At 55.5% G+C, this 12,274-nt stretch carries 10 protein-coding genes, 1 rRNA gene, 1 pseudogene and 1 riboswitch; of the genes and pseudogenes, 9 read left to right on the forward strand and 3 right to left on the reverse strand.

Going from position 1 to position 12,274, the window contains the following annotated elements; translation table 11 throughout:
* Positions 1-449 (reverse strand): annotated as a pseudogene (locus tag ENTMO_RS26800) (M20/M25/M40 family metallo-hydrolase); the annotation flags it as partial.
* Between the two features lie 88 nt (positions 450-537).
* Between ENTMO_RS26800 and argC the strand changes: the two are divergent.
* The 4 genes from argC (at position 538) to oxyR (ending at position 5,037) form a co-directional block, all read left to right on the forward strand.
* Positions 538-1,542, forward strand: coding sequence for an N-acetyl-gamma-glutamyl-phosphate reductase (gene argC / locus ENTMO_RS0123510; protein WP_010436986.1), 1,005 nt, complete (start codon positions 538-540; stop codon positions 1,540-1,542).
* Between the two features lie 6 nt (positions 1,543-1,548).
* Positions 1,549-2,325, forward strand: coding sequence for an acetylglutamate kinase (argB, locus tag ENTMO_RS0123515; RefSeq protein ID WP_157133737.1), 777 nt, complete (start codon positions 1,549-1,551; stop codon positions 2,323-2,325).
* 74 nt (positions 2,326-2,399) lie between these two features.
* Complete coding sequence (gene argH / locus ENTMO_RS0123520) at positions 2,400-3,773, forward strand: argininosuccinate lyase (protein ID WP_010436988.1); 1,374 nt, start codon at positions 2,400-2,402, stop codon at positions 3,771-3,773.
* A gap of 346 nt (positions 3,774-4,119) precedes the next feature.
* Complete coding sequence (gene oxyR / locus ENTMO_RS0123525; protein ID WP_010436992.1) at positions 4,120-5,037, forward strand: DNA-binding transcriptional regulator OxyR; 918 nt, start codon at positions 4,120-4,122, stop codon at positions 5,035-5,037.
* Here oxyR and sthA read toward each other — a convergent pair.
* The gene (sthA, locus tag ENTMO_RS0123530; RefSeq protein WP_010436994.1) at positions 5,020-6,420 is read right to left on the reverse strand and encodes a Si-specific NAD(P)(+) transhydrogenase; all 1,401 of its coding nucleotides are present in this window, start codon (positions 6,418-6,420) and stop codon (positions 5,020-5,022) included. The genes oxyR and sthA overlap by 18 nt on opposite strands.
* Positions 6,421-6,616: 196 nt before the next feature.
* Between sthA and fabR the strand changes: the two genes are divergently transcribed.
* On the forward strand, positions 6,617-7,255 hold the full coding sequence (gene fabR, locus ENTMO_RS0123535; protein ID WP_010436997.1) for an HTH-type transcriptional repressor FabR: 639 nt from the start codon (positions 6,617-6,619) through the stop codon (positions 7,253-7,255).
* Positions 7,256-7,264: 9 nt separating this feature from the next.
* Complete coding sequence (locus ENTMO_RS0123540; RefSeq protein ID WP_010437000.1) at positions 7,265-7,624, forward strand: YijD family membrane protein; 360 nt, start codon at positions 7,265-7,267, stop codon at positions 7,622-7,624.
* 79 nt (positions 7,625-7,703) lie between these two features.
* Here ENTMO_RS0123540 and trmA read toward each other — a convergent pair whose 3' ends face one another.
* Positions 7,704-8,804, reverse strand: coding sequence for a tRNA (uridine(54)-C5)-methyltransferase TrmA (gene trmA / locus ENTMO_RS0123545; RefSeq protein WP_010437003.1), 1,101 nt, complete (start codon positions 8,802-8,804; stop codon positions 7,704-7,706).
* Positions 8,805-8,908: 104 nt separating this feature from the next.
* Positions 8,909-9,084: riboswitch (cobalamin riboswitch) on the forward strand.
* Positions 9,085-9,150: 66 nt separating this feature from the next.
* Here trmA and btuB point away from each other — a divergent pair.
* From btuB to ENTMO_RS0123560, 3 genes are all read left to right on the forward strand, one after another.
* Positions 9,151-10,998 (forward strand): TonB-dependent vitamin B12 receptor BtuB, encoded by a 1,848-nt coding sequence (gene btuB / locus ENTMO_RS0123550; protein WP_010437005.1) that lies wholly within the window; start codon positions 9,151-9,153, stop codon positions 10,996-10,998.
* Complete coding sequence (murI, locus tag ENTMO_RS0123555) at positions 10,943-11,794, forward strand: glutamate racemase (RefSeq protein ID WP_010437013.1); 852 nt, start codon at positions 10,943-10,945, stop codon at positions 11,792-11,794. The genes btuB and murI overlap by 56 nt, the downstream gene beginning before the upstream one ends.
* A 356-nt stretch (positions 11,795-12,150) precedes the next feature.
* Positions 12,151-12,274 (forward strand): 16S ribosomal RNA (locus ENTMO_RS0123560); the annotation flags it as partial.

The raw sequence follows: 12,274 nt of genomic DNA on the forward strand, positions 1-12,274 counted from the left end.
CCCGCCATACTGGTCTCTTCATCGGCGGTCGCCAGAATGTAGAGCGGTTTTTTCAGCTTCGTCACGTCCACGTCACGCAGCGCGTCGAGGATAAAGGCGAAGAAGCCTTTCATGTCGGCGGTGCCCAGGCCGTAGAGCTTGTTGTCGTGCTCGGTCAGGGTGAACGGGTCGCGCGTCCAGCGGCCATCGTCAAACGGTACGGTGTCGGTATGACCGGCCAGCAGCAGGCCGCCCGCACCAGTACCGGTGCTGGCGAGCAGGTTGAATTTGTGGCGTGTTCCGGGGACGGGCTGAACCTCAACGTTAAACCCAAGATCGCTAAACCAACCCGCCAGCAGATTGATTAAAGACTCATTGCTCTGATCCAGCGCTTCTTCCGTTGCGCTGATGGACGGAGTGGCAATCAGGGCGCGGTAGATCTCGATAAATGGCGGTAAGTTCATTTTCATTGTTGACACACCTTAGGTCGTGATAGTATCAATATTCATGCAATAAATGTGAATAAAAATACATTAACGTTGAGCATAAAGGAACCCGATGTTGAATACGCTGATTGTAGGCGCTAGCGGTTATGCGGGCGCAGAGCTTGTAAGCTACGTGAATCGCCATCCACATATGACCATAACCGCTTTGACCGTGTCAGCGCAAAGCAATGATGCAGGAAAGTTAATTTCCGATTTGCATCCGCAGCTTAGGGGCATTGTCGATCTGCCGCTGCTGCCAATGTCTGACATCAGCGAGTTTACCGACGGCGTCGACGTGGTGTTTTTAGCCACCGCGCACGAGGTCAGTCACGACCTGGCGCCGCAGTTTCTGGCGGCTGGCTGCGTAGTCTTCGACCTCTCCGGCGCGTTCCGCGTTAACGACGGCGCGTTTTACGAAAAATATTACGGTTTCACCCATCAGCACCCGGATCTGCTTGAAAAAGCGGTGTACGGCCTGGCGGAGTGGAGCACAGACAAGCTGAAAGAAGCGAACCTGATTGCCGTGCCGGGCTGTTACCCGACGGCGGCGCAGCTTTCCCTGAAGCCGCTGATCGACGCGGGCCTGCTGGATCTCAACCAGTGGCCGGTGATCAACGCTACCAGCGGCGTGAGCGGAGCAGGGCGCAAGGCCGCTATCTCCAACAGCTTCTGCGAAGTGAGCCTTCAGCCGTATGGCGTGTTTAATCACCGTCATCACCCTGAAATCACGACGCATCTGGGCGCCGAGGTGATTTTCACCCCGCACCTGGGCAGCTTCCCGCGAGGGATCCTCGAAACCATTACCTGCCGCCTGAAGCCTGGCGTGACCAAAGAGCAGGTGAGCGAGGCCTTCATGCAGGCGTACGCGGATAAACCGCTGGTACGTCTGTACGACAAAGGCGTGCCGGCGCTGAAAAATGTGGTCGGCCTGCCGTTCTGCGACATCGGCTTTGCCGTGCAGGGCGAGCATATAATTGTGGTCGCCGCAGAAGATAACTTACTCAAAGGCGCTGCCGCACAGGCAATGCAGTGTGCAAATATTCGTTTCGGTTTCCCGGAAACGCAGGCTCTTATTTAAGGTGTGATGATGAATCCATTAATTATCAAACTCGGTGGTGTACTGCTGGACAGCGAAGAAGCACTGGAGCGTCTGTTTACCGCGCTGGTGAACTATCGTGAATCACACCAACGTCCGCTGGTGATTGTGCACGGCGGCGGTTGCGTGGTGGACGAGCTGATGAAAGGGCTCAACCTGCCGGTGGTAAAGAAGAACGGCCTGCGCGTCACGCCTGCTGACCAGATCGACATCATTACCGGTGCGCTGGCGGGTACGGCGAACAAAACGCTGCTGGCGTGGGCGAAGAAACACCACATTGCCTCCGTTGGCCTCTATCTGGGCGATGGCGACAGCGTAAAAGTGACCCAGCTCGACGAAGAGCTCGGCCACGTTGGACTGGCACAGCCGGGTTCGCCTAAGCTGATTAATACGCTGCTGGAAGGGGGGTTCCTGCCGGTGGTGAGCTCTATCGGTGTGACCGAAGAGGGCGAGCTGATGAACGTCAACGCTGACCAGGCGGCGACGGCACTGGCGGCAACGCTGGGTGCGGACCTGATCCTGCTCTCCGACGTGAGCGGCATTCTGGACGGTAAAGGCCAGCGCATTGCGGAAATGACCGCCGCCAAAGCTGAGCAGCTGATCGAACAGGGCATTATTACCGACGGCATGATCGTTAAAGTGAACGCCGCGCTGGATGCGGCGCGTACGCTGGGCCGCCCTGTGGATATCGCCTCCTGGCGTCACGCGGAGCAGCTCCCGGCGCTGTTTAACGGCACGCCGATTGGCACGCGTATTTTAGCCTAAGTTTTTATTGAATGACCGTAGGCCGGGTAAGCGAAGCGCCACCCGGCAGAACTAACGAATAAAGGAATCATGTTATGGCACTTTGGGGTGGGCGTTTTACACAGGCAGCGGATCAGCGGTTCAAACAGTTCAACGACTCTTTGCGCTTCGACTACCGCCTGGCCGAACAGGATATTGTCGGCTCTGTGGCCTGGTCCAAAGCGCTGGTGACGGTGGGCGTACTGACCGCAGACGAACAACTACAGCTGGAAGACGCGCTGAACAATCTGCTGGAAGAGGTGCGTCTTAACCCGCAGCAGATCCTCGAAAGCGATGCTGAAGATATTCACAGCTGGGTGGAAGGCAAACTGATCGACAAAGTCGGCCAACTGGGTAAAAAGCTGCACACCGGGCGCAGCCGTAACGATCAGGTCGCCACCGACCTGAAGCTGTGGTGTAAAGATACCGTTGGCGAACTGCTGGCGGCCAACCGTCAGCTGCAGAGTGCGCTGGTGGAGACCGCGCAGAACAACCAGGACGCGGTGATGCCGGGTTATACCCACCTGCAGCGCGCCCAGCCGGTGACCTTTGCGCACTGGTGTCTGGCCTACGTTGAGATGCTGGCGCGTGACGAAAGCCGTCTGCAGGATACCCTGAAGCGCCTGGACGTCAGCCCGCTGGGCAGCGGCGCGCTGGCCGGTGCGGCGTATGAAATTGACCGTGAACAGCTGGCAGGCTGGCTGGGCTTTGCCTCCGCCACCCGTAACAGCCTGGACAGCGTTTCTGACCGCGACCACGTGCTGGAGCTGCTCTCCAATGCCTCTATCGGGATGGTGCACCTGTCGCGCTTTGCCGAAGACCTGATCTTCTTTAACTCTGGCGAAGCGGGCTTCGTCGAGCTGTCCGACCGCGTGACCTCAGGCTCATCCCTGATGCCGCAGAAGAAAAACCCGGACGCGCTGGAGCTGATCCGCGGCAAGTGTGGCCGCGTGCAGGGTGCGCTGACCGGCATGATGATGACCCTGAAAGGGCTGCCGCTGGCGTACAACAAAGATATGCAGGAAGATAAAGAAGGGCTGTTCGACGCGCTCGACACCTGGCTGGACTGCCTGCATATGGGCGCGCTGGTGCTGGACGGCATTCAGGTGAAACGTCCGCGCTGCCAGGAAGCGGCGCAGCAGGGCTATGCAAACTCCACCGAGCTGGCGGACTACCTGGTGGCGAAGGGTGTACCGTTCCGCGAGGCGCACCATATTGTCGGTGAAGCGGTAGTCGAGGCGATTCGTCAGGGCAAGCCGCTGGAAGATCTGACGCTGGCCGAGCTGCAGAAATTCAGCGCGGTGATTGGAGACGATGTGTATCCGATTCTGGCCCTGCAGTCTTGTCTGGATAAGCGTGCGGCGAAAGGCGGCGTGTCGCCGAAGCAGGTGGCGCAGGCGATTGCGGATGCGAAGAGCCGGTTGGTTTGATTTGTGCGGTGTGATGCCCTCACCCCAACCCCTCTCCCACGAGGAGAGGGGCTCGATCGGTTCCCTCTCCCTTAGGGAGAGGGCTAGGGTGAGGGTAAATGTAGCCTGGCTTAGTGCCAGGCTTTTTTACGCAAAAAAAAGCGGACCACGGGGTCCGCAAAAGTTCACGTTGGCTTTAGTTGTTCGAGTTTTGAGAGAAACTCGCTGACGGTGCGGGGACGTCAAGGGTCAAACACGTGCCGCCTCGTCTATGTGGTGTATTATTCAACAGAATGCTTGATAGGGATAATCGTTCGTTGCTATGCTATCTATCGCCATGAACTATCGTGGCGACGGAGGATGAATAATGAATATTCGTGATCTTGAATACCTGGTAGCGTTAGCCGAGCATCGCCACTTTCGCCGCGCGGCAGATTCCTGCCACGTCAGCCAGCCCACGCTGAGCGGTCAGATCCGCAAGCTGGAAGACGAGCTGGGCGTGATGCTGCTGGAGCGCACCAGTCGTAAGGTTCTGTTCACACAGGCAGGTCTGCTGCTGGTGGATCAGGCGCGCACCGTGCTGCGCGAGGTCAAAGTGCTCAAGGAAATGGCAAGCCAGCAGGGGGAGGCGATGTCCGGCCCGCCGCATATCGGCCTGATCCCAACCGTTGGCCCGTACCTGTTGCCGCATATCATCCCGATGCTGCACCAGACGTTCCCGAAACTCGAAATGTACCTGCATGAAGCGCAAACGCATCAGCTGCTGGCGCAGTTAGATAGCGGCAAGCTCGACTGCGCCATTCTGGCGCTGGTGAAAGAGAGCGAAGCCTTTATTGAAGTGCCGCTGTTCGATGAGCCGATGATGCTGGCGATCTATGAAGATCACCCGTGGGCGAACCGCGATCGCGTGCCGATGGCCGATCTGGCCGGTGAAAAGCTGCTGATGCTGGAAGATGGCCACTGCCTGCGCGATCAGGCGATGGGCTTCTGCTTCGAAGCGGGTGCGGATGAGGATACCCATTTCCGCGCAACCAGCCTGGAAACGCTGCGTAATATGGTCGCGGCGGGAAGCGGAATTACGCTGCTGCCTGCGCTGGCCGTGCCGCGCGAGCGTAAGCGTGATGGCGTAGTCTATCTGCCGTGCATCAAGCCGGAGCCGCGTCGCACTATTGGCCTCGTTTATCGTCCGGGTTCACCGCTGCGCAGCCGCTATGAGCAGCTGGCAGAGGCCATCCCCGGTTCGATGGATGGCCATTTTGACAACGCGTTAAAACAGGCGGTTTAAGCCGTTCAGCGCAGCTACCCGGTAGGCTTCCGCCATTGTCGGGTAGTTAAAGGTGGTGTTAACGAAGTACTCGATGGTGTTACCACCACCTTTCTGCTCCATTATTGCCTGGCCGATATGAATGATTTCCGCCGCGCGTTCACCGAAGCAGTGAATACCCAGGATCTCTTTCGTTTCGCGATGGAACAGGATCTTCAGCGTACCTACGCTCATCCCCACGATTTGCGCCCGCGCCAGATGTTTAAACTGGGCACGTCCCACCTCGTAAGGCACCTTCATTGCCGTCAGCTGCTGCTCGGTTTTACCGACTGAACTGATTTCAGGAATAGCGTAGATCCCCGTTGGGATATCTTCGATCAGGTGCGCCGTCGCTTCGCCTTTTACCAGCGCCTGAGCCGCAATGCGCCCCTGGTCGTAAGCGGCGGAGGCCAGGCTCGGGTAACCAATCACGTCGCCGACCGCGTAAACGTGCGGTAGTGCGGTCTGGTACATGCTGTTGACCTTCAGCTGACCGCGGCTGTCGGTTTCAAGCCCGATATTTTCCAGCTGCAGCGAATCGGTGTTGCCGGTACGGCCGTTGGCATACAGCAGGCAGTCGGCTTTCAGCTTTTTGCCGGACTTCAGGTGCATGATCACCCCGTCGTCGCAGCCTTCGATCTTCTCGTACTCTTCGTTGTGGCGAATGACTACGCCGCTGTTCCAGAAGTGATAGGAGAGGGAGTCTGACATCTCCTGGTCGAGGAATGCCAGCAGGCGGTCGCGGGTGTTGATGAGATCAACTTTGACCTCCATTCCGCGGAATATCGACGCATATTCACAGCCAATCACGCCCGCGCCATAGATAATCACATGGCGTGGTTCGTGCTGCAGGCTGAGAATGGAGTCGCTGTCGTAAACGCGTGGGTGCGAGAAGTCCACGTCTGCCGGATGGTATGGACGTGAACCGCAGGCGATAACAAATTTTTCGGCGGTGAGGGTTTCACCCGAACCGTCGTGGCATTCGAGCGCCAGGGTATGTTCATCCACAAAATGCGCGTTGCCCTGCAAAATCTCACAGTGGTTACGCTCATAAAACCCCTGACGCATGCGCGTCTGCTGGTTAATGACGGTATCCGCGTGATTCAGGATGTCGGCAAAGGAGGAACGAAGAAGTCGGGAGTGGTCGCTGTAGAGAGGGTTCTGGTTAAATTCAATAATGCGGCTAACGGCGTGGCGGAGGGCTTTCGAAGGGATGGTGCCCCAGTGGGTGCAACCGCCGCCGACATTATGGTAGCGCTCAATGACCGCTACTCTGGCTCCCTGTTTCACCAGACCCATAGCAGCGCCTTCGCCGCCGGGGCCGGAACCAATAACTATTGCGTCGTAATCGTAGGAATGTGGCATGGCAAGGCTTACCTGTTCTTATACATAAAAGCAACAGAATCATAACATCATTGCCAGAGTAACCCAATTATCGTTGTGCTTTTTTCCGGCAGTGGAGCACAAACCGCACGTAAACAATCATTCACAAAGCCAGGCAAACAGATTAATTTTATTCTCTGGTATAGTGCCATCAGGCCTTTGGAAGGATTCAACTATCGTGATGGGCGTAAGAGCACAACAAAAAGAGAAAACCCGGCGTTCGCTGGTGGAAGCCGCATTCAGTCAACTGAGTGCTGAGCGGAGTTTTGCCAGTTTGAGTCTGCGCGAAGTCGCACGCGAGGCCGGGATTGCGCCAACGTCCTTCTATCGTCACTTCCGTGATGTGGATGAACTGGGCCTTACCATGGTCGATGAGAGCGGGCTGATGCTGAGACAGCTGATGCGCCAGGCGCGTCAGCGTATCGCTAAAGGGGGCAGCGTGATCCGCACCTCCGTGTCGACCTTTATGGAATTTATCGGCAATAACCCCAACGCGTTTCGTCTGCTTCTGCGCGAGCGTTCGGGCACATCGGCGGCGTTTCGTGCCGCCGCCGCGCGTGAAATTCAGCACTTCATCGCGGAACTTGCCGACTATCTGGAACTCGAAAACCATATGCCGCGTGCGTTTACTGAAGCACAGGCCGAAGCCATGGTGACGATTGTTTTCAGCGCAGGTGCCGAAGCGCTGGATGTCAGCATTGAACAACGCAAGCAGCTCGAAGAGCGACTGGTATTGCAGCTGCGCATGATTTCGAAAGGTGCGTACTACCGGTATCGCCGTGAACAAGAGAAGTTGGCACATCAAACCGAAGAGTGAAGGTGAGTAATGAAACAGTCAGGTCAGGATAAAGGGACGCTGTTGCTGGCATTGATCGCTGGCTTATCCATTAATGGTACGTTTGCCGCTATTTTTAGCTCAATCGTGCCGTTTTCGATTTTCCCGCTTATTGCGCTGGTGCTGACGGTTTACTGCCTGCATCAACGTTACCTGAACCGCACCATGCCGGTGGGGTTACCGGGGCTGGCCGCTGCCTGCTTTATTCTGGGCGTCTTGCTGTATAGCACCGTGGTGCGCGCGGAGTATCCGGATATCGGCTCTAACTTCCTGCCGGCGGTACTGTCTGTGGCGCTGGTGTTCTGGATTGGTCCGCGCATGCGTAGCCGCAAGAGCCAGTTACCAGAGTAATGAATTATGTGTAGGGCAGGTAAGCGAAGCGCCACCTGCCAAAAACGCCGGATGGCGCTACGCTTATCCGGCCTACAGATCACCGTGCGGTAAGTAAAACACCGCACTCCATATGGTGCGTATACGGGAACTGATCGAACAGCGCCAGACGTTCAACCTTGTGCGTCTGGCTCAATGTTTCGAGGTTCTTGCACAGCGTCTCCGGGTTACAGGAGATGTACAAAATGCGCGGGTACGCCTGCACCATCTTTTCGGTTTCGCTGTCCAGGCCACTGCGCGGCGGGTCGACAAAAATCGTCTCACACTGGTAGCTCTTCAGATCGATCCCTTCCAGGCGGTTAAACTGGCGTACGCCGTTCATCGCCAGCGTGAACTCTTCTGCCGCCATACGAATGATCTGCACGTTGTCGATATGGTTAGCGGCAATGTTGTACTGCGCGGCGGCAACCGACGGCTTGGCGATTTCCGTTGCCAGCACGCGATCGAAGTTACGCGCCAGCGCCAGCGAGAAGTTGCCGTTACCGCAGTACAGTTCCAGCAGATCGCCCTTAGACCCTTCCGTCGCTTTCAGCGCCCATTCCAGCATCTGCACGTTCATTGCGGCGTTCGGCTGGGTGAAGCTGTTCTCGACCTGACGATACACCATCTCTTTACCCGCTACCGGCAGGCGCTCGTCGATGTAGTCCTGGTCGAGCATGATTTTAGTCTTGGTCGCGCGGCCAATCAGGTGAACGTTGATGTTCTGCGCGCGCAGCGCATCGCGCAGCGCTTCTGCCTGCTCGCGCCACTCGTCGTTCAAGGCTTTGTGATACAGCAGAGAGACGATCGCCTGATTGCTTTGCGTGGTCAGGTAGTCAATCTGGAACAGCTTGTTGCGCAGCACAGGGTTGTTGCGCACGCCGTCCATTATCAGCTTCATTAACTGGTTAATGAGCTCGCTCGCCGCCGGAAAGCTGTCCACGCGAATACGGGACTTCGTCTGCTGATCGAAAATGATGTGGTACAGATCGTCACCGTCGTGCCAGATGCGGAACTCGGCACGCATGCGGTAGTGGCTGACAGGAGAGCGGAACACCTCGGGAACGGGCGCGTTGAAAGGCGTCATCATACTTTGCAGGCGGACGACTTTCTCTGCCAGTTGCGCGTCGTACTGTTCTGTCGGGAGGTGTTCTGGGGTCATGATGCGTCCTGAGTGATAAAGAATTACGCGGGGATTGTAGGCATTGTTCAGGGGATGTCCAGATTTAATGGCCAATAGCTATCTGGACATCTATACGTGTCTAATTGTAGCATTCTGTTTCCGGTCTCCTGAGAGTGAAAAGGGAATCCAGTGAAAATCTGGAGCTGACGCGCAGCGGTAAAGACTGGCGGGATGAGAGTTGTAGACACTGTGAAAATGGGAAGTCTTCATCCGTATAACGCCACCTAGCCCGAAGACCTGCCGGGATCACGTCGCATTTGGTTTCATCATCGCGTGCTATAGATGAGGCCTGCGGCATCCTTCTTATATTGTGGATGCTTTAACAATGATTAAAAAAGTATCGCTGTTGACGGCGTTGTCCGTCACGGCATTTTCGGGCTGGGCGCAGGACAGTGCCGACTCGTTGGTGGTGACGGCAAATCGTTTTGAACAACCTGAAAAATCTGTTCTGGCTGCAACCTCGGTTGTAACGCGTGAAGATATTGATCGCTGGCAATCCACGACCGTTATCGATGTCATGCGCCGCTTGCCCGGCGTGGATACGGCGCAAAATGGCGGGATGGGGCAACTCTCTTCTCTCTTTATACGTGGCACCAACTCCAGTCACGTACTGATTCTCGTCGATGGTATTCGCCTTAACCAGGCGGGTGTCACGGGATCGTCAGATCTCAGCCAGTTCCCGATCGCCCTGGTACAGCGAATCGAATACATTCGTGGACCACGTTCTGCTGTGTATGGCTCAGACGCGATTGGCGGCGTGGTGAACATTATCACCACGCGAGCAAAAGACGGTACAACGCTGAACGCGGGAGTCGGTTCGCACGGTTACCAAAATTATGGTGGCAGCACGCAGCAAACATTAGGCGATAGCACGCGCGTGACGCTGGCGGGTGATTACACTTATACCAAAGGTTTTGATGTGGTCGCGGACGGCAACAACGGTGGTCTTGCTCAGACCGATCGCGACGGTTATATGAATAAAACGCTATACGGCGCGCTGGAACATACATTCTCTGAGCAGTGGAGTGGCTTTGTGCGAGGTTATGGCTACAGCAACCGTACCGCTTATGACGGCTATTACAGCGCATTTACACCTGATGTGTTGGTTGATACCCGCCAGTTGTATAGTCAGACATGGGATGCCGGGTTGCGCTTTAACGAGGATATCTTCCATTCACAGTTGCTCTCCAGCTACAGCCACAGCAAAGACTTTAACTACGATCCGCATCTGGGGCGTTATGACTCCACGGCGACGCTGGATGAAATCAAACAGTACAACGTTCAGTGGACCAACTCCGTTGACGTCGGACACGGCAACATTGGCGCGGGTGTCGACTGGCAGAAACAGAGCACTGAGCCCAACACAAACTATGTCACGAATGGCTACGACTTGCGTAATACGGGCGTCTATCTGACCGGGTTGCAAAAATTAGGCGACTTTACCCTCGAAGGAGCAGTCCGTAGCGACGATAACTCTCAGTTTGGTCGCCATGGTACCTGGCAGAGCAGTGCCGCCTGGGAATTCATTGAGGGTTATCGGTTTATCGCCTCTTACGGCACGGCATATAAAGCGCCTAATTTAGGGCAGCTTTACGGCTATTATGGCAACGACCATCTTGATCCAGAAGAAAGCAAGCAGTGGGAAGGTGCATTCGAGGGGCTTACGGCAGGTGTGAGCTGGCGTGTTTCAGCTTACCGAAACGATGTCGATAATCTTATCGACTTCAATAACAACCTCCAAGAATATTACAACGTCGGCAAAGCACGCATTAAAGGTGTAGAAGCCACGGCGTCATTTGACACTGGCCCGGTGATGCATACCGTCGGATATGACTATGTTGATGCGCGTAATGCGACGACCAACGAACTTCTTGATCGTCGTGCTAAGCAGCAGGTGAAGTACCAGCTCGATACCCAGATCTATGATCTCGACTGGAGCCTGACTTACCATTACCTGGGGACGCGTTACGACACCAACTTCGGAACCTATCCGTATCAAAAGGTTAAAATGGGCGGTGTAAGCCTGTGGGATGCCGCAGTTTCATATCCTGTCACCTCTCACCTCACAGTTCGTGGTAAAATAGCCAACCTGTTCGATAAAGATTACGAGACAGTTTATGGCTATCAAACTGCAGGACGGGAATACACCTTGTCTGGCAGCTACACCTTCTAATCCGCGTCCCACCGTGCTGGTGTTTGATTCCGGCGTCGGTGGGCTTTCGGTCTATGATGAGATTCGGCATCTGCTGCCGGATCTCCATTATATCTACGCCTTTGATAACGTCGCGTTCCCGTATGGGGAAAAGAGTGAAGACTTTATTGTTGAGCGTGTGGTTGAAATCGTCACTGCGGTTCAACAGCGCTATCCCCTGGCGCTGGCGGTTATTGCCTGCAATACGGCGAGCACGGTATCCCTTCCTGCCCTGCGTGAAAAATTCCCGTTCCCGGTTGTGGGTGTTGTGCCTGCAATTAAACCCGCTGCGCGTCTGACGGCGAATGGTATCGTCGGTTTACTGGCCACACGTGGCACGGTAAAACGCCCTTATACGCGCGAACTCATTGACCGCTTCGCCAATGAGTGCCAGATCGCCATGCTGGGTTCGGCAGAACTGGTGGAGATGGCGGAAGCCAAGTTGCACGGAAAGGCGGTATCACTCGACGAATTGCGTCGCATTCTTCGCCCGTGGCTGCGGATGCCGGAGCCACCGGATACGGTTGTGCTGGGCTGCACTCACTTCCCTCTATTACAGGAAGAACTGTTAGAGGTACTCCCGGAAGGAACTCGGCTGGTGGATTCTGGTGCTGCCATCGCTCGACGCACGGCCTGGCTGCTGGAACATGAAGCGCCGGATGCAAAATCGTCTGACGCGAATATCGCTTTTTGTATGGCGATAACAAAAGAAACTGAGCAACTTTTACCCGTTTTACACCGTTATGGGTTTGAAACGCTCGAAAAACTGGCGCTCTGACACAGTTTTGCGCAAAAAAGAGACGGTTAAACGTTTTTTTTAAAAGAGGGGTTGTCAACGTCTGAGAACTCCCTATAATGCGCCTCCACTGACACGGAACAACGGCACACACGCCGCCGGGTCAGCAGAGAAAAGCGAAAATAAACGCTTGACTCTGAAGCGGGAAAGCGTAATATGCACACCCCGCGCCGCTGCGAAAAGCGAAGCGGCACTGCTCTTTAACAATTTATCAGACAATCTGTGTGGGCACTCAAAGTGACATGGATTCTTAATGTCTTCGGACAATAAATGAATACCAAGTCTCTGAGTGAACATACGTAATTCATTACGAAGTTTAATTCACGAGCATCAAACTTAAATTGAAGAGTTTGATCATGGCTCAGATTGAACGCTGGCGGCAGGCCTAACACATGCAAGTCGAGCGGTAACACAGGGAGCTTGCTCCCGGGTGACGAGCGGCGGACGGGTGAGTAATGTCTG

Origin of the sequence: Enterobacter mori LMG 25706 (assembly GCF_000211415.1) — a bacterium.
Taxonomy (GTDB): domain Bacteria; phylum Pseudomonadota; class Gammaproteobacteria; order Enterobacterales; family Enterobacteriaceae; genus Enterobacter; species Enterobacter mori.

Coding starts and splice junctions, on each gene's coding strand:
- argC (WP_010436986.1), top strand. CDS start 538: ATGTTGAATACGCTGATTGTAGGCGCTAGCGGTTATGCGGGCGCAGAG.
- argB (WP_157133737.1), top strand. CDS start 1,549: ATGATGAATCCATTAATTATCAAACTCGGTGGTGTACTGCTGGACAGC.
- argH (WP_010436988.1), top strand. CDS start 2,400: ATGGCACTTTGGGGTGGGCGTTTTACACAGGCAGCGGATCAGCGGTTC.
- oxyR (WP_010436992.1), top strand. CDS start 4,120: ATGAATATTCGTGATCTTGAATACCTGGTAGCGTTAGCCGAGCATCGC.
- sthA (WP_010436994.1), bottom strand. CDS start 6,420: ATGCCACATTCCTACGATTACGACGCAATAGTTATTGGTTCCGGCCCC.
- ENTMO_RS0123540 (WP_010437000.1), top strand. CDS start 7,265: ATGAAACAGTCAGGTCAGGATAAAGGGACGCTGTTGCTGGCATTGATC.
- trmA (WP_010437003.1), bottom strand. CDS start 8,804: ATGACCCCAGAACACCTCCCGACAGAACAGTACGACGCGCAACTGGCA.
- btuB (WP_010437005.1), top strand. CDS start 9,151: ATGATTAAAAAAGTATCGCTGTTGACGGCGTTGTCCGTCACGGCATTT.
- murI (WP_010437013.1), top strand. CDS start 10,943: ATGGCTATCAAACTGCAGGACGGGAATACACCTTGTCTGGCAGCTACA.